This window comes from Mesorhizobium neociceri (assembly GCF_013520985.1).
GTDB lineage: Bacteria > Pseudomonadota > Alphaproteobacteria > Rhizobiales > Rhizobiaceae > Mesorhizobium > Mesorhizobium neociceri.
Map to the genome: position 1 here is coordinate 46783 of NZ_JACDTY010000028.1, position 16560 is coordinate 63342.

The 16560-nt window shown below is 61.3% G+C and carries 14 protein-coding genes and 1 pseudogene; 7 read left to right on the top strand and 8 right to left on the bottom strand.

Translation table 11 applies throughout. The features are described 5' to 3' along the window. Positions 1 to 44: 44 nt before the first annotated feature. The 5 genes from H0241_RS32070 to H0241_RS32090 all read right to left on the bottom strand — a co-directional run bounded on the left by H0241_RS32070 (position 45) and on the right by H0241_RS32090 (position 6061). Complete coding sequence (locus tag H0241_RS32070; RefSeq protein ID WP_181061766.1) at positions 45 to 1685, bottom strand: ABC transporter substrate-binding protein; 1641 nt, start codon at positions 1683 to 1685, stop codon at positions 45 to 47. 198 nt (positions 1686 to 1883) lie between these two features. Next, on the bottom strand, positions 1884 to 2870 hold the full coding sequence (locus H0241_RS32075; protein WP_181061767.1) for an alpha/beta hydrolase: 987 nt from the start codon (positions 2868 to 2870) through the stop codon (positions 1884 to 1886). Between the two features lie 8 nt (positions 2871 to 2878). Further along, positions 2879 to 3556, bottom strand: coding sequence for an isochorismatase family protein (locus tag H0241_RS32080; protein WP_181061768.1), 678 nt, complete (start codon positions 3554 to 3556; stop codon positions 2879 to 2881). Next, positions 3557 to 4861 (bottom strand): M24 family metallopeptidase, encoded by a 1305-nt coding sequence (locus H0241_RS32085; protein ID WP_181061769.1) that lies wholly within the window; start codon positions 4859 to 4861, stop codon positions 3557 to 3559. 303 nt (positions 4862 to 5164) lie between these two features. Next, positions 5165 to 6061, bottom strand: coding sequence for a GlxA family transcriptional regulator (locus H0241_RS32090; RefSeq protein WP_235984596.1), 897 nt, complete (start codon positions 6059 to 6061; stop codon positions 5165 to 5167). 181 nt (positions 6062 to 6242) lie between these two features. Between H0241_RS32090 and H0241_RS32095 the strand changes: the two genes are divergently transcribed. Continuing rightward, positions 6243 to 6740 (top strand): GAF domain-containing protein, encoded by a 498-nt coding sequence (locus H0241_RS32095; protein ID WP_181061771.1) that lies wholly within the window; start codon positions 6243 to 6245, stop codon positions 6738 to 6740. 36 nt (positions 6741 to 6776) lie between these two features. On the opposite strand, the gene H0241_RS32100 is transcribed toward H0241_RS32095, so the two are convergent. Beyond that, positions 6777 to 7913 (bottom strand): FAD-dependent oxidoreductase, encoded by a 1137-nt coding sequence (locus tag H0241_RS32100; RefSeq protein ID WP_407941790.1) that lies wholly within the window; start codon positions 7911 to 7913, stop codon positions 6777 to 6779. An 85-nt stretch (positions 7914 to 7998) separates the two neighbouring features. On the opposite strand from H0241_RS32100, the gene H0241_RS32105 reads away from it, so the two are divergent. Beyond that, a complete protein-coding gene (locus tag H0241_RS32105) occupies positions 7999 to 8679 on the top strand; it encodes a TetR/AcrR family transcriptional regulator (protein ID WP_181061774.1) in 681 nt (226 codons plus the stop codon). On the opposite strand, the gene H0241_RS32110 is transcribed toward H0241_RS32105, so the two are convergent. Next, positions 8676 to 9752, bottom strand: a complete 1077-nt coding sequence (locus H0241_RS32110) for a YeiH family protein (protein WP_181061775.1) — start codon at positions 9750 to 9752, stop codon at positions 8676 to 8678. The genes H0241_RS32105 and H0241_RS32110 overlap by 4 nt on opposite strands. Before the next feature lie 359 nt (positions 9753 to 10111). Between H0241_RS32110 and H0241_RS32115 the strand changes: the two genes are divergently transcribed. Then, complete coding sequence (locus tag H0241_RS32115) at positions 10112 to 10576, top strand: GNAT family N-acetyltransferase (protein WP_181061777.1); 465 nt, start codon at positions 10112 to 10114, stop codon at positions 10574 to 10576. A gap of 28 nt (positions 10577 to 10604) precedes the next feature. Continuing rightward, positions 10605 to 10988 carry an ACT domain-containing protein gene (locus H0241_RS32120; protein ID WP_181061778.1) on the top strand — a complete coding sequence of 128 codons (384 nt, stop codon included), beginning with the start codon at positions 10605 to 10607 and terminating at the stop codon, positions 10986 to 10988. Between the two features lie 81 nt (positions 10989 to 11069). Here the strand turns inward: H0241_RS32120 and H0241_RS32125 are convergent, their stop codons facing one another. After that, positions 11070 to 11303: a hypothetical protein gene (locus H0241_RS32125; protein ID WP_181061779.1), complete on the bottom strand. Its 234-nt coding sequence runs from the start codon at positions 11301 to 11303 to the stop codon at positions 11070 to 11072. Positions 11304 to 11455: 152 nt separating this feature from the next. Here H0241_RS32125 and H0241_RS32130 point away from each other — a divergent pair. The 3 genes and pseudogenes from H0241_RS32130 to H0241_RS32140 form a co-directional block, all read left to right on the top strand. Next, a pseudogene (locus H0241_RS32130) lies at positions 11456 to 11713 on the top strand (aldehyde dehydrogenase family protein); the annotation flags it as partial. A 299-nt stretch (positions 11714 to 12012) separates the two neighbouring features. Further along, complete coding sequence (locus H0241_RS32135; RefSeq protein ID WP_181061780.1) at positions 12013 to 12327, top strand: CU044_2847 family protein; 315 nt, start codon at positions 12013 to 12015, stop codon at positions 12325 to 12327. Next, positions 12315 to 16157 carry a serine protease gene (locus H0241_RS32140; protein ID WP_181061781.1) on the top strand — a complete coding sequence of 1281 codons (3843 nt, stop codon included), beginning with the start codon at positions 12315 to 12317 and terminating at the stop codon, positions 16155 to 16157. The genes H0241_RS32135 and H0241_RS32140 overlap by 13 nt, the downstream gene beginning before the upstream one ends. Positions 16158 to 16560: the final 403 nt, after the last annotated feature.

Consider the following 16560-nt stretch of genomic DNA (forward strand, 5'->3'; position numbering starts at 1 on the left):
TCGGCCGGCGCGACCCGCGCCGACCGAAACAATCCTGGGAGCGATCAGCTCTCCAGCCACACTTTCTCAAAGTGCTGCTCCAGCGACTGATGCTGTTCGCAGCCTTGCACGCCTTTGCGATAGGTGCGGTAGACCGAGCGCCAGTAGGGCTGGATGATGATCCCGGCATCGCGCAGATTCTGCTCGATCTTGGCCATGATCTCCTTGCGCTGGGCGGCATCCGGCGTCGCCAGCGCCTTGTCGAGAAGCGCGTCAAACTCCGGATTGGCATAGGCGCTTTCGTTCCAGGCCGCACCCGATTTGTAGGCGAGCGCCAGCACCTGGACGCCAAGCGGGCGTCCGAGCCACTCGGTGGTGGAGAAGGGGTATTTGCTCCAATCGTTCCAGAAGGTCGCAGCGGGAAGCACGGTCCGCTTGATCTTCAGGCCAGCTTCGCGCATCTGCGCGGCGATCGCGTCGCCGGTGCTCTTTTGCCATTCGACGTCGACCGAGATGAGATCGAACTCGTGCTCGGCCTTGCCGGCCTCGGCCAGCAACTTCTTCGCCGCCTCCACGTCACGCTTGGCCGGGCCGATATCGGCAAACTCAGGGTGCATCGGGCCGACATGGTGGTTGTCGGCGGGCTTGCCGCGGCCGCCGAGGCCAAGCGCCAGCACGGCGGAATTGTCGACGGCAAGCTGGCCGGCGCGGCGCACCTTGACGTCGTCATAGGGCGCGTTGCCGACATTGAAGCGGGCAACGATGGTCGAGCCGGTGGCGATCTCGGAATTCTGCAACCCCATCTGCTCGGTCTGCGAGACGGCGTCGGACGCGGTCTCGTGGTCGGTATCGATCTCGCCGGATTCGAACGCCGACAGCATGGCGTTGGGATCGGAGCCGTAGTCGACCCATTTGATGCCATCGAGATAGAAGTCGCCCTTCCACCACGGCTTGTCCTTGCGCTTCACCTCAGCACTTGTCTCGGCACTCCAGCTGACCAGTTCGCAGGGACCGGTGGTGATCGCCAACGCCTTCATCGGGTCGTCGCCGCCCTCATAGGAGCGGTGCATGATCAGCGCCGGATAGTCGGCCATCCCCGCGATCAGCGAAATGTCGGGCTTCGGCAGATTGAGCTTTACGGTGAAGTCGTCGACCTTCGCGATGCCGCCATCGACCGGCTTCTTGGTGTCGGCATTGACCAGCGCGCCCATGCGCGCGGCGACCGAATTGCCGGCGACGGAAGCGTCGCACCAGCGCGTCAGATTGTGGATCACGTCGTCGGCGTTGAAGGCATCGCCATTCGACCAGGCGATGCCCTTGCGCACATGCAGCGTGATTGTCTTGGCGTCGTCGCTGGTTTCCCAACTTTCGAGTAGCCACGGTTCGAAGGTGAAGTCGCGGTTCCAGCGCACCAGATATTCGTTGCAATGGCGCGCGACATTGGACATCTCGACGCCGTCGAACGTGCGCGGATCCTTGAACCCCTTGACGTTCATGGCGACGCGCAAGGTGCCGCCGTGCTTCGGCTCCTCGGCCCGGGCAGGCGAGGTGCTGAGGCCACCCAGAGCCAGCGCGCCGGGAGCACTGACGCCGAAGCCGGCCATGATGGCGAGATATTCGCGCCGGTTGACGCCGCCCTTTCTGAAGTCGTCGGCAACGGGCTTCGCCTGCGGGTGCAAATTGCGGTCGGTCAGCATGAATTTCATCGTCGTTCCCTCTTTAGTTGGGCGCCCCGACAAACCGCTTCTGTTTGGGAGGGAGATGCGATCGCCGGGGCGCCGTTGCCTGAGCAGACAATGATAGGGCGAGCTTACGCAGGGAAATGTTCTCCTTTCCGCGATTCTTGTGCACTGTTCCGCAACGGAGGCAGGCGCGTCAGGCGTGGCGACGCGAAGGAAACGGCCTCAATACGGCCAATCGTTCTTGCCGAGCACGGCGACGGCGGCGATGGCCGCAAGCGTGCATACGAACGCCTCGCCGGCGCGCGCCACGCTTTTGCGGGCGCGCAGAAAACTGTGCACCAGCCGCGGCTCCTCGTACCACCAGGCGCGGCCGCCCGCGGCAACGATACGGTCGCGATAGGTCTCGCCGTCCGACGACAGCGGGTCGCACTCGGCGGTGATGATGATCGTCGGCGGCAGGCCGGAGAAGTCGCTGTCGCTCAGTGGCGAAAAAGTCGGGTCGTCGGGCGACTGCGCCGGACCTGAGCGGATGGTCCTGTAGAATTCGATGTCGCGCAGCGCCAGCAGCGGCGCGTTGGCATGTTCGACATAGGAGCCGGCACCCTCGTCGCCGCCGAGGCCGGGATAGATCAGCACCTGGCCGACCGCATGGCGCGAGTGGCGGCGTGACGCATGCGCGACCGCGGCCGCAAGGTTGCCACCGGCGCTTTCACCGACGAGCACGATCGGCAGGTCCGTTGTCACCGCCGCCCATTCGAAGACAGTCAGCGCGTCGTCGAAGGCGGCCGGGTGCGGATGTTCCGGCGCCAACCGGTAGTCGGCCGAGACGACGTCGAAACCGGTGCCGGCGCAAATCTCGGCGCAGATGTCGTCATGGCTGTCGAGCCCGCCAAGCACAAAGCCGCCGCCATGATAGTAGACGATGATGGCGCGCACGGGCTTGCCTGCCATCCGGTAGTAGCGGATCGGGATGACGTGTCCTTCATCGGCGGCAATGATGCCGTCGCTGGCTGAAACGCCCTTGGGATAACCCTGATGGAAGGCGCGGCACATCGCGTCGTAGACCGACCTTTGCTCGGCGATCGGCAATTCGGCGATTTCGGGCGGGAACCAGTCGTTGACCAGGTCGATATAATCCCACATCGCCGGGTCCAGCCTCGTGGCGTATTTTCCCCTTCTGGCTGTCTTGAGCTTGTGGACCGTGCCCATCTTTCCGCTCAGAGCTCGTCGTAGAGCCGGCCGGCGTTTTCAAAGGTGAAGCGCAGCGGCACCGAGCCCTCGACCTGCCATGCATCAACGGTGTCGCCCGCCATCAGCCGGCAGGCGTCTATCGTGTTGGTGACGGCGCCGCCATAGAGCCGGTTGGCAAGGTTGAGGATAGCGGTCTGGTGCATGGCGGCACTGCCGCTGCCGCAGGCATCCTTGACCAGCAGCACGCGAAAGCCGGATGCCACCGCGTCCTTCACGGTGGCGTCGATGCAGGCCTCGGTCCACACGCCGGCGACGATCAGCCATTCGATCCCGCTGGATTTGAGGTCGCGTGCCGCCGGCCCGGAACGGAAGGCGCTGGCCTCTGCCTTGATCAGCAACGCTTCGCCATTGGCCGGCGCCACCTCATGACAGATTTCCGTCAGCGGATCGCTCTTGTCGGAAAAGGCCGACTTGCCGTCGGCGTCGAGCGGATGAAATGGCCGCGCCTTGGCGGTATCGACGATATAGGCCCAGTGATAGAGCGGCACGAAGTTGCGCCGCGCCGCCGCCTGCAGGCGCTGGACATTGGCCAGCACCTCGCCATAGCCTTCGACCAGATAGCGCCTGTCCTGCCGGTGCTCTTCCTGGAGGTCGATGAAAACCGCAGCCACCGTGCCGCGTTTGATCGAGATCGGTGCCTTCATCTAGGCAGCCCCTGCAAGAAACTCATCCTCATAGGGAAAGCGCGACAACAGCTCGGTGCCGGTGTCGGTGATCAGGATTTCGTCCTCCAGCTTGACGCCCTCGCGGCCGCCTTTCTCGCCGATATAGCTTTCCACGCTCACCACCATGCCGGGCACGACAAAACCGTCGCGGCCATAGGTCTCGTAATCCATGGCATGGGCAATGAACGGCGTCTCGCCATGCATGCCGACGCCGTGCATGACGGAGGTATAGCGCTGGTCGACGAAACGGTCCGGGATTTTCCACGCTCGTTCGGCGATCTCGCGGAAGGCCATGCCCGGCTTGACGATCGAAATGTTGTGCTGAACCTGGTCGTGCGCCATGCGGTACAGCGATTTTTGATAGTCGGTTGGTTTGCCCGGCCCGCAGCGGAAGGTGCGCGAGAAGTCGGAATAGTAGCCGTAGCAGCCGATCGTGTCGGTATCGAGCGCCAAAAGTTCGCCTGGCCGGATCTTGCGGCCGCTGGCCTCGTTGAACCACGGATTGGTGCGCTGGCCCGAGGTGAGCAGCCGCGTCTCGATGAACTCGCCACCTTGCCGGATCACCTCGCCATACATGATGGCGAACAGGTCGTTTTCGGACACGCCGGGCTTGATCGCCTCGCGCACGGCATAGACAGCGGCCTCGGCGCCGGCCATCGACACCTGCAGGCATCTGACTTCCTCAGGCGTCTTGACGGCGCGCACCGCCAGAATTTCACCCTGGCAATCCCTGACCTCGCAACCGCGCTTTTCCAGCGCCAGCGCCTGCAGATGGCTGCAACGGTCGAGCCCAAGCTTCATCGAGCCGCCGCCATGCTTCTTCAACAGTTCGGCGATCTCGTCGGCGAAGGGGCCGGCGGTTTCGTCGTCACGACCGGAGACCGACGACCAGACGAGCTTGGAAGGTCGCGCCTCGTCGATCGTGTCGAGCACCATGGAGACATGGTAGCTCTGCGGATACTCGAACAGCACGATCGGCCCGTCCGTCGGGATGAAGAAATAGCGCGTCGAGTTACGCAGGAAATAGCCGAACATGTTGCGCGAGCCGGTGGCGTAGCGCTGGTTGTAGGGGTCGAACAGCACAACGCCGCCGTAGCCAGCCTCGCGCATCCAAGCCCGCAGTTTTGCCAGGCGGCCTTTTCGCAGCGCATCGGCATCGATGAAGGACGGCTCGGTGTCCGACAGCCACATGCCGCCGGCCGAGTCGGCAGCGGCCGGGTGGCGCATGCGGTCTTTAAAGTCCACGTCCTCGGTGCTGTCGGGGTCGAATACGACGATGCTCATTGGGTGCGCCTCCTGAAGGCCTGAACATAGTTCGGTGCTAGGCAAAGTCTGTGCGGGATTCCGCAGATGTAGTGCGCAATGCCGCAGGCTGCTTCAATTGAAAGCCGCAGGGCAGCGTTCCTTCGCGCCCCCCTCTGTCCTGCCGGACATCTCTCCCACAAGGAGGGAGATTAGCAGCTTCTATGCCTCGCCCACCCCTGCAACGTCTGTGATTGGCGAAAGCCGAGGCGACATCTGATCTCCCCCCAAGTGGGGGATGTCCGGCAGGACAGAGGGGGGCGCTGTCCCGCCGCATCTCGCAAATTAATGCCGCCGCATCGCCTTGGGCGCATGCCCATGCTCCTCGCGGAATGCCCGGGCAAAGCTCGACATCGAGGCAAACCCGCAAGCCAGCGCCACGTCGCGCACCATCAGCGTCGAATGCGCCAGAAGATCGGCGGCGCGCCGTAGCCGGAGCCGCCGGTAGTAGCCGTTGGGTGAAATGCTGAGCTCGCTGCGGAAATTACGCTCCAGCTTGTCGGAGGAGACGCCGAGCCTCGTCGCCAGTTCCGTCATGCCAAGCCGCTCCTCGACCGCATCCTCCATGATGGCGATGGCCGACAGCACCAGTTCGTTCTGGACGCCGGTGCGCAGGCGCAGCGGCATCAGCTTGCGGTCGACACTGGAGCGCAAGGGGCTGTGCACGAACCATTCGGCGACGCCCGCCGCGAGCTCGCCGCCATAGTCGTTGGTGATGATCTCCAGCATCATGTCGAGGCTGCCGACGCCGCCGGCCGAGGTGAAGCGCTTGCGGTCGATGACATAGAGGTCGCGCCGAAGCTCGATGTCCGGAAACGCCTCGGTAAAGGCTGCCTGGCTGGTCCAGTGCAACGTGCAGGCATGACCATCGAGCAGGCCGGCCCTGGCGAGGAAGAAAGCGGCATCGGCCACCGCGCCGATATGAGCGCCGGCCCGCAGGCTCTTGCGCATCCAGGCAACCGCGTCGTCGGCGACAAGCAAGTCCGCATTGCCGCCCGAGCAGACGACGATGCGGTCGACCTTGGGCGCATTGCCGGCGCAAAAGCCGGGTTGTATGACAACCCCATTGGACGCCTCGACCGTGCCCTGGTCGGCGCCGACGATCACCCAGCGATAACAATCGCGTTTGGCCAGCACATTGGCCGCGCGCAACGGCTCGATCACCGAACTGAACGCCATCATCGGAAAGCCGGGAAACACCAGTACGGCGAAGGTGAGGGGACCTTCGCTCGCCGCAGGCTGCACCCGGTCCGGTCTTCTGCTGGCAATTGAGGTATTCACAATTGTGTATTTCCCAGGCGCGTCATTGGTGGCAGACAGGGATATAGCGGGCATCTTGGTCCGCCGGCAACGGAGACCAACCATGTTTGCGGCTCAGACCATCGACAGCACCGACAAGCCTGCCTTCTACCGCGAACTGGCCACCCAGCTGAAGGCGCTGCTGGAAGGCGAGAGCGACTCGGTCGCCAATGCCGCCAACACATCGGCGCTGATCTTCCAGATGGTGCCCGACCTCAATTGGGCCGGCTTCTATTTTTTGGCGTCCGACGAGGAGCTGGTGCTCGGGCCGTTCCAGGGCAAGCCGGCCTGCGTGCGCATCGCCGTCGGCAAGGGCGTGTGCGGCACAGCGATCGATCTCGAAATGTCGATGCTGGTCAAGGATGTGCACGACTTTGCCGGCCATATCGCCTGCGACGCTGCCTCGCGCTCGGAGCTGGTCGTGCTGCTCCGAGACAATGACGGCGTCTTCGGCCTGATCGACCTCGACAGCCCAACGCCCGGCCGCTTCGACAAGGAGGATCAGGCCGGCATCGAGGCGCTGGCCGCGATCTATGTCGCGGCAAGTTCCTTCGAGGATTGATCTAGCCGACCTTCGCCGGCATCCGATCGGCACGGATCATGCGCGCTTCTCTTCGAACACGCCGGTGAAGAAGTCGACGAGCCCGAACGGCGCGTTGTCGTCCAGCAAAAGTTGCAACATCTGGTGTGCGTCCGCAGCGGCCATTTGGCTGCGCGGGAACAGCGCCTGTTCGTAGACGGCGAGCGCCGCTTCGATATCGTCGGGGTACGCGGCGATCGCCTTGCCGAGCTCGGCGCCGTCGAACATTGCCAGGTTCGCGCCTTCGCCGGCCGGCGGCGCCAGATGGGCGGCATCGCCGAGCAGCGTCACACCGGGCACGCGCTCCCATCGATGATCGGTCGGCAGCGTGTTGATCGTGCGCAGCACCGGTGGGGTTTCGCCATCGGTGATCAGCGCGGTGAGCGCCGGCGCCCAGCCGTCGAATTCGGCTGCCACCCGCGCCTTCGTGGCCGCCGCGTCGGTGAAGTCGATGCCGGCGAACCATTCGGCGGAGCGGGTGAGTGCCACATAGGTGTGGAGCACGGCTCCCGCCTCGCGGTGCCCGAATATGCCTTGACCAGGGGCGAGTGCGAAAAGCGCGCCGCCGCCCATCGCTTCGGCCGCCGCTGGGTGCCTCTCGTCGGCGTCATGGAGATAGGTTTCGACAAACGAGGTGCCGGTATAGTCGGGCATGGCATCCGACAGCAGCGCCCGGACCTTCGACCAGGCGCCGTCCGCGCCGACGAGGAGGTCGGTGCTCGCGCTCGATCCGTCGGCGAATGTCAGCTCGTGTCGGCTAGCGCCAAGCGACGCGACAGTTGTGAGCTTCTTTCCCCACTGGATCGTCTGCGCCGGCAAGGAGTCGATGAGAATGCGCCTGAGATCACCGCGCAGGACTTCCGGACGCCCGCCAGTCCCGTCGTCGGGCTCGTCGAGCAGCACCGCACCGTGCTTGTCGAGCACGCGCGACGCCTGGCCGCCCTGGTGGATTATGGCGCGGAATGCGTCGGTGAGGCCGGCCGCGGCGAGCGCAAGCTGTCCGCTGTCTGCGTGGATATCGAGCTGTCCGCCTTGCGTGCGGGCCTCGGCCGAGGGCTCCGCCTCATAGATCGTCGCTGCTATGCCGTGGACGTGGAGGACGCGGGCGAGGGTGAGGCCGCCCAGGCCCGCACCGATGATGGTGACTGGTGACATCGTCATCTTTCTCTGAAATATTGATTGGAACGATGTTCCATTCGCGCTAATTGGAACGTCGTTCCATAAATGTCAAGATGAGCCCATGGCAAAAACGACTCAACGAACAGAACGGCGCACGGACGCGCTCTCGAAGGAGCGGATCGTCGAGGCCGCGATCGAGATCCTCGACAAGGGCGGCGAGGGCGCCCTGACCTTCCGCGCGCTTGCGGCGCGCCTGGCAACCGGGGCCGGGGCGATCTACTGGCACGTCACCGACAAGAACGAGCTGCTCGCGATGGCCACCGACGATGTCATCGCCCGTGTCATGCTGGTTCGCGAAGCGAAGCCGCGGGAGGCGATCCGGGCTATTGCGCTGGGCTTGTTCGACGCGATCGAGGCGCACCCCTGGGCGGGCGCGCAGCTGTCACGCGCGCCGTGGCAATCCGCGGTGGGTGAGATCTTCGAAAGCATCGGCAGCCAGCTCGATGCGCTCGGCGTGGCTGAACAGGCGCAGTTAGACGTCGCGTCCGCTTTGGTGCATTACATCTTGGGCTGCGCCGGGCAGAACGCCGCGAACGCCACGAACGCTCGCCTCCTGCCGCCCGGCACGGATCGTGCGGCGTTCCTGGCAACGATCATTGCACGGTGGACGCAACGCGACCCCGCCGGCTTTCCGTTCCTGCACAAGATGGCGTCACGGTTTCGCGATCACGACGACCGCGCGCAATTCCTCGCGGGCATCGACCTCATCCTGGCCGGCGCAGGGACCGCCGATAAGAATTAGGCGAACTTCACCAGCATCAGGCTGAAGCAGCCGATGAACAGGAAGGCCGAGAAGGCGAGCGCCAGCGGTCGCAGGCCGCGTGAGCGCAGCTGCGAAATGTTGGCCTGCAGGCCCATGGCGGCGAGCCCCATGGTCAGCATCATGGTGGTGGTGAGCGCCATCGCCGACTTCACTTCGGCTGGTACGGTGACCAGGCTGTTCAGCGCCACGACGGCGATGAAAGCGGCGACGAACCACGGCATGGGCGGCCGCGCCGCCGACTGATCGCTTGACCGGTCGCCGCTCGTCTTGCGGCGTGCCATCAGGCCGAGCGCGATGACCATCGGCGCCAGCATGGCGACGCGGGTGAGCTTGGCGACGGTGGCGATCTCGCCGGACTGGGTGCCGTTCTGGAAGCCGGCGCCGATGACCTGCGCCACCTCATGGATCGAGGCGCCGGCCCACAGGCCGAACGCGTGCTGGTCGAGGCCGAGCACGGGCGCCAGCAGCGGGAAGCCGAGCATGGCGACGGTGCCGAACAGCGTGATCGAGGCAACGGCGTAGGTGACGTCCTCGTCGCGCGCATCGGTGACGATGTTGGTGGCGACAATGGCCGAGGCGCCGCAGATCGAGGTGCCGGCGGCAATCAGCTGCGCCAGCTTGCGGTCGACGCCGATCTGCCGGCCGAGCGTGATGGTGAAGACGAAGGTGGCGCCAAGTGTCAGCGCCACGATGCCGACGCCGCTGGCGCCGATCGAGACGACCTGGCCGAGCGTCAGCTGGAAGCCGAGCAGCACGATGGCAAAGCGCAGCAGGCGCTTTTGCGAGAAGGCGATGCCGGCCTTGGCGTGGGCAGGCGTGCCGAGCACGTTGGAATAGATCATGCCGGCGACGACGGCGAGGATCATCGGGCTGAACAGCGCGAAGCCGGAGACATTGTGGGCCGAGAAGGCCACGGCGGTGATCATCGCCACCAGCACGATACCGGGGATGACGCCGTTCCACACCGAATCGAGCCGCTTGCGGCTCGCGGTCAGATCGGCCGGTATCAGGCTTTTCGGAATGTCGTTCGCGATGTGGGTGGCGGAAGACAATGCAATTCTCCAAGCAGGTACCCCGGGAGAATGCCATTCCAGAACCAATCTTTCCAACGAATTGTTTTGGTTGAAATGATCGATTTTTACGAACGATTGCGATGCCTCAATCGGGTTTGTGCCATGCAAAGACCGTCACTGGCTCGGGGACGCGGCTTGACGCCCTGCGATTTCCGCTTCAGCGTGGCGTCATGTTCGTTTTCTCGCCCGCCATCGCCAAGCGACGCCGCCTCTGCACAATGCGGAGCGGCAAGGCGATTGCGCGACGACAAAGACCGGTCGAATAAAATTTCCGGTTCGTTCGTTTCCCGCCCCGCCGCAACATCTGCCGGCGGGGTTTTCATGTCTGGAGCCTCGCTATGACCAATTCTTCCATCCGGTTTCGGCCGGCCGAACGCGCAGACGCTGCCGCGATCGGGGACATCGTGCGCGCCGCTTATGCCAAATGGGTGCCTCTGATCGGCCGCGAGCCGCTGCCGATGCGCGCCGACTACGACAAGGCGGTTGCTGAGCATCCATTCGATCTCGCCGTCGAGGGCGACCGCATGGTCGGCATGCTCGAAACCATGCCGACGGACGATCACCTCTGGATCGAGAATGTCTGCGTCACGCCGCAGGCGCAGGGCAGGGGCATTGGCCGGCTGTTGCTGGAGCGGGCCGAGCAGAAGGCGCTCGAAGCAGGCCGCCCGGAGCTGCGCCTGCTGACCAATGGCGCCTTCGCGGCCAATGTGTTGTTGTACAAAAGGCATGGCTATACGATCGACCGGGAGGAGCCGTTCATGGGCGGCGTGACCGTCTATATGAGCAAGAGATTGACGCGATAGCGGGCAAATCGGAGGCATGGATACGACGATGGCTGCCAGGGTCAAATTGAAGCAACTGCCCGGACCGTACGCGATTTCGCGGCTCGGGGCCGGCGACAGCATTCCCGGCTGGGCGGACGGGCCGGGCTTCGTCAGCATCACCAGGACCGACGACGAGCTTTCGATCACGTGCCTGCAGGATCGCGTTCCGGGCACGGTCAAGCACGACGGCGACTGGGTCGCCTTCAAATTGCAGGGGCCCTTTGCTTTCGACGAAACCGGCATCGTGTTGTCGGTCATCCGGCCGCTGTCGGAAAACGAGCTGGGCATCTTCGTGGTGTCCACCTTCGATGGCGATCACCTGCTGGTGAAAGCGGCGGATCAGGATGCGGCGAGACAGCATCTGGTCGAGGCAGGACACACACTGCTGTAGTCGACCGGACCTGCGCCATCGAAATGGTCTGCTGGCTCAATCGGGCGTTCTCGCCTGCTCCGTGACCGACCGCCGCTTGTCCTACCCGCGGCCTATCTCGATGATTCCAACCATTGCCCGCGTAAATTCAACCATGCTGTTTGCCGTCATGGCTGCATTGTCGGGACTTTGGCCGATATGTTCGGCGGCTCCGCAACATGACCGGCGGATGTTGTCGTAGTGCGGGTCTCTTTCATCATCCGGCAACGTCGCCAGATTGAGGGCGCGGCCGTAGATCATGCGCAATAGCTGCGCCAGTGCGGTTTCGACACTCATGCGTTTTGCTCCGCATCGGTCGAGCGTCGCGGCACACAAATAGTGCCGGATCGTCGATCGGGAATTGGTCCCGATACGCAAAGGCTCGATCATACTTATTAATATATCGTTTAATGCTAATATACATGACCGTACCGATTGAGCGCCGAGGCGTTTGCGAGCAGATCGGCACCGCCAACGACACCGTCTATGTCCTGGCCTCCTACATCCAGGCCAAGGACATGAACAAGGCCCGCGATGTCGCCGCCCCCATGCGCAACGGTAATGTCTACATCAACTATCCCCAATGGGACGCCGGCCTGCCTTTCGGTGGCTACAAGCAATCCGGCAACGGCCGCGAATACGCCGAATACGGGCTCGAGGATTTCCTCGAGATCAAGGGCATCGCCGGCTACGAGGCGGCGGAGTAGGGCGCCGATCGTGACACTAGGATCTCCCGACCTCCGCGGGCCACGAGCCGAGTTTAGCTCTAGATACCTCTATGCGGGTTACCGACAGAACGAAACTGTTTGCCTGGATAGGGTTCACGCTTGCTTATGGGGATTTTAGAAGGCACTGATTTGATCTAAACTTGTTCCGTAGTGCTGGGACAAGGTTGTCTGATGCGATCGCAAGCGTGGTAGCGAAAGGCGCCCTTTGTGCTCAGTTGATTGTCCAGCGCGATTTAATAACATTAGCGTGTTGATTTCATAGACAATGGGGGAGCAAAATGGTTGCAGGCACCAAGTATGTACGATTCCCAGTTGGCGACGCCACAATGGTTGTCGAAGTCGACGCACCAGCTGGAACCACGCCGGTCAGCGCAGCAAGCGCTGTGGCCAAGGCCAACGAAACACTAGAGAATGCCATCGCCAAAGCCGCGCGGATCATCTCCACCATGCGCAGCGAGATGCAGCAGGCAATCTCCGACGCCGAGCAGATCGAGGTGGGGTTTGGCATCAAATTTAGTAGTGAACTCGGGGTGATACTGGCCAAATCAAGTTTGGAAGCGAATCTTCAAGTTACCGTCACATGGAAGCGCTAGCGCTAACAATCCGGCCGCCGACGACCGCGTTCTATCATTCGATTTGCGAAATCTACGATGCCGACGATCAGGTGGTCGGCGCCGGTATGATCATCGATCCGGTCCGGATAGTAACCTGTGCCCATGTCGCCGCTGCCGCGCTCGGAATGCTTGGAATCGAAGGCGAGAACGCAGTCAAGGCGGGGAGGCAGCGCAGACTTAAGATTCGCCGATCGTATCTGCCCGATCAGACGCCAATGGTATGGCTCGAATTCTATCGGTCCCGCTTTGCTCCGTCCACTGACAAGTTCGCCGATTTAGCGGTGTTGCACCGCTGCGAAGGTAAGTTCACCTTCGAACCAGAGGGCGGCGCGCTTGTACCCGACCTCTCTACTTCGTTGACTTATGGCGAAAGGGTGATTGCCACCGGCTTTCCCGATGACAAGGCCGACGCTCGTAGCCGGCTTGATGACGCAGCCTATGTGATCGGTGCGCCGACACCAGCAGGCTGGTTCAACGTCGTTGCCGAAGGCAGTGGTCGGGCGGTCATTCGCGGCGGCTACAGCGGCGGTCCGGTTTGGAGCAAAGACCAGGGGGCAGTCGTCGGTATCAGCTCGGAGGCCAACGAAGCACGCGGCACAGCCGCTATCATCCCCGTGCGGCTCCTATCGAGTATCCCGAAGGTGGACATCGAACTTGTGCAACCCACCGCCAAACCGACGGGTTCAGAAGTAATCTTGACAGCCGAACTCAGTCGCCTTTCGCCGTTGCGCCGGATTCTTGAATGGACTGCGCCAGGTCTCCACAGTTGGCTGACACTGAGATTGGAGGCATTGGTCGAACCCGCTGAGCGCCGAGTCTTGGCCGATGAAATGGCTGAATTTGCGGCGCGTCTTTCGGTTGAGGTCAGCGGCGCGACCTACCTTCCTCCGTTGGCGCGGGAGCCAAAGGCGGATGCCGCTGTCGGCTTCCAGCCGTTGCGGCAGATGATCCGTGCAATTGGCCATGGCTATGGCGGAGGGGGCGATGGGGCGACAGCTGAACTCTCGGCTTTGAGCCGCCGCAGCCGTCCTGTACGACGGTTGCTCAAGCTGCTGCTGACCTCCCGTGACGCCGTAATCCTTTTGGGAGATCCTGGTTCCGGCAAATCGCTGACATTACAACAGACGGCCCTGAAGATCGCCGAGATCAACCGCTCTCGCGTTTGTCCAGACGTCAGTGTTTTCGTTAGGCTAGGTCGCTGGACGCCGAGCCAAGCCAAGGAGCGGCCCGGTTTGCGCGACGTCGAGCAACTGGTGCTCGATCAGGCACCGCCTGCGCTGAAGCCCTTCATTCCCGCGTTGGCGCGCGCCGGTCGCTTGATCGCTATTTTCGACGGCATGGATGAAATGTCGCGGCAGCGATACATCGAGCACACTTCGGCTCTGAGCGAGTATGCGGTCAAGTACGTAGGGCAGGTGCGCTGCCTTTTCAGCTGTCGAATCTCAGACTTCGCTCCAGTCTTTCCGCACCGCCGGCTCGTGCTGCTGCCCTTCGACCGCCGCCATGTCCTGACCTACCTGCAGCGACAGCTTGGACAGGGCCGCATCTCGCTCGGCCGCAGACAGGTCACGACGGACGAACTCGCCCAGGAACTGGTCGCTCCCGATTTCCCGGTTCGGGCGGCCAATCCCTACATGCTCTACCTGTTATGCCTGTATGTGCGTGACAAGCATGATTTGCCGACGCGCCGCATCGACGTGCTTGACTATTTCTTCTCCTCCAGCCTCGACCGGGAAACCAAGGATCAGCAAGGCGTCCATCTTGAGCGAAATCTTATGTTCGACCAACTCGGCCTACTGGCCCTTGAGGTCACCACCCGTAACGCAGGAAGCGAGATTTTGCGTGTGGAGGTTGATTCAGTGCTTGGCAAGCTGGCAGGCGCGGTAGTCAGACTCGCCTGCGATGCCGGCATATTGGTGCAGGCGGTTAACGAAGACGAACGCGTCCCGGCCGCCATTCGGTTCAGTAATCACCGGGCTCAGGAGTTCTTCACCGCCCATGCGCTTGTCGAGTCCGCGGAGAGCTTCCAATGGGCCAACAAACTCGATATTCCGCGTTGGCAGGAGACGCTGGTCAACCTCGCACAGTTTGGCGGCGATCGCGGCGGCGGCGCCGAGCTGGCCAAAACACTGGATGCTGCCATCTCAGGAGTACAGTCGATCCAGGAAACCACGGCACGCAGTCTGGCAGAGGCTGATGCCGCGGAGCGCGCTCACCTCGCTGCCCGTGTCGCTCGTGACCTGGGTGCGACTGACGAACGCGCGCATCTCGTCAGATCCACAGAAGCAGCGATAATCTTCCTAGCTAAGAGTGCGGACGCCGTGTCTCGTGCTGCGACACTACGCATCGTTCATCAACTACCTGAGATTGGTGGCAGCGTGCTGGCGTTGCTGCTCAATGATGTCTCCCAATGGGTGCGCGATCAGGCAAGGCTTGTCGCAGCAGAAGTTAGCAAGAGCGATCCGAAGCAACGTCTTGCTGAAGGCATTATCGACGACTATGCCCTGGGCGAGACACTCTTTCGCCTTCCTGCCTACCTAGCGACGGCCAAGCGGTTGCGCTCGCGGGGAATGGCCATTGCTGCTGGTATCGCTTCCATCTGTTTCATTACCCAGCTCTTTCTCATGACTGCTAGCGGCCCGGTATTAGGAATGTATATTCATGCGAATGCGCCCGAATTGTTTAAGATAATTGGCGTCAACAAGACGGAAATTGGGAGGTTAGCTGGTGAGCGGGTGTGGTTCGAGATAGACAGAAATTGGCCATTGATAATGGGGCTGCAGCTCATCGTTGCAATAGGGGCGTCGTTAACAGTGATTGCGCGGCGAATTCCGCAGAGCTGGATCTTTGTATTAGGCGCAGGGGCTCTAGCAAATATTGCGCCATTATTTATATTATTTGCTTGGTTTAGCGCTGAGCATGCGTCTGTTGCCGGAATTACGCACTTTATATTCGTATCAATTGCCATATTTCAATACTCATTTTTTGCAATTGCTCTTGGATCGGGTGCGTTGTACTGTTTATGCTCTATTCCGTTGGGAGTTTTTCTCGCCTCATGGGTGAAATCACCATCGTTAGTGCATAAAACTTGGCAAAAAATATTGTCTGAAAGTGGATCTTTAGAGCGAATAAAAGGGATTGCGTTTGGTGTAATCGGTTTTGGAATTATTATTTTGATTGTTGCCTTGTCACCTAAAGGTGTTCTAAGCATGCTAAGGGTGTTTGTTATTCAATTTCCAATTTTACCTGAAGCGGCAGATGTTCCGGTTTCAATTTCGATGTGGATTGCTTTATCTGGATTGGTGATTGTAATTTTTCGCTATATTCATGGTAACAGAGATTTGCTAGAAGGTGCAATATTTACCGCATTCTTTGCGGCTGTTCCTAGTGTTATTGCGGGTATATATTGGATTGTCGTATTGATAGGTAGATTGTTATCGAGGTTAGACGGGTTTTGGCAGTACATCATTTATCCAGTGTTAATAGTAATCACCGTGGGATTGATGAGCGCTGGGCTGTTTGCCTTCTATAAGATACTGCTCGCTATACTTGCAATCTTTCGGAGCCGCTTGATCGAAAATTCTACATCTGCCGAGGTTCGAGCCAGCTTTCGTAAAATTGACGCCTCAGTTCAGCCGATGGTTATTGCTGCGGTAACACCGGAGCGACTCCACCTCAGTATCGATGATACAATCGCGCTTCTGCAGCAAATGTACGGTGACGCGAAGAGCGCATTTGTGTGCGATACGCTTGACCGAAAGCGTGCCGAACTTCTTGCTCTTCGGCGTCACAAAGAATCCGAGAACTGAGTAGTTCGCCCCTCTTGTCGCAAGGGCATTTTTGAATCGCCGACGAAAAGTAAGATTTCGGTGTTTGCTGTGAATGAGAATCGAGCCACCAAGGAAGCCTGAGTCCGCATGAGCATTCGCACCCGTGAACAAAGGCATTCATGCAAGCCGGGCGCACTTTTCTTGCTCGGGTAGGGGTGAACAAGGTGTAGATTCTGCCAAGGCGAGACAGGCTGCGGCGCGGTAAACGCTCTAGAACAGAAGCAAAATTCGGGACGGAAAACCGCTACGCACCTTTCCTAGAGCGGTTCACGACTTGATGGAATCGAAGGGGATTCCCGATTTGTCGGTTTTGTGATTCAAGATGCTGGCTGGAGTGGAGGCCAGCATCTGATGACCCGACCTCTTTCCAATGATCTTCGCG

Coding starts and splice junctions, on each gene's coding strand:
- H0241_RS32070 (WP_181061766.1), bottom strand. CDS start 1,685: ATGAAATTCATGCTGACCGACCGCAATTTGCACCCGCAGGCGAAGCCC.
- H0241_RS32075 (WP_181061767.1), bottom strand. CDS start 2,870: ATGGGCACGGTCCACAAGCTCAAGACAGCCAGAAGGGGAAAATACGCC.
- H0241_RS32080 (WP_181061768.1), bottom strand. CDS start 3,556: ATGAAGGCACCGATCTCGATCAAACGCGGCACGGTGGCTGCGGTTTTC.
- H0241_RS32085 (WP_181061769.1), bottom strand. CDS start 4,861: ATGAGCATCGTCGTATTCGACCCCGACAGCACCGAGGACGTGGACTTT.
- H0241_RS32090 (WP_235984596.1), bottom strand. CDS start 6,061: ATGATGGCGTTCAGTTCGGTGATCGAGCCGTTGCGCGCGGCCAATGTG.
- H0241_RS32095 (WP_181061771.1), top strand. CDS start 6,243: ATGTTTGCGGCTCAGACCATCGACAGCACCGACAAGCCTGCCTTCTAC.
- H0241_RS32100 (WP_407941790.1), bottom strand. CDS start 7,913: ATGTCACCAGTCACCATCATCGGTGCGGGCCTGGGCGGCCTCACCCTC.
- H0241_RS32105 (WP_181061774.1), top strand. CDS start 7,999: ATGGCAAAAACGACTCAACGAACAGAACGGCGCACGGACGCGCTCTCG.
- H0241_RS32115 (WP_181061777.1), top strand. CDS start 10,112: ATGACCAATTCTTCCATCCGGTTTCGGCCGGCCGAACGCGCAGACGCT.
- H0241_RS32120 (WP_181061778.1), top strand. CDS start 10,605: ATGGCTGCCAGGGTCAAATTGAAGCAACTGCCCGGACCGTACGCGATT.
- H0241_RS32125 (WP_181061779.1), bottom strand. CDS start 11,303: ATGAGTGTCGAAACCGCACTGGCGCAGCTATTGCGCATGATCTACGGC.
- H0241_RS32135 (WP_181061780.1), top strand. CDS start 12,013: ATGGTTGCAGGCACCAAGTATGTACGATTCCCAGTTGGCGACGCCACA.
- H0241_RS32140 (WP_181061781.1), top strand. CDS start 12,315: ATGGAAGCGCTAGCGCTAACAATCCGGCCGCCGACGACCGCGTTCTAT.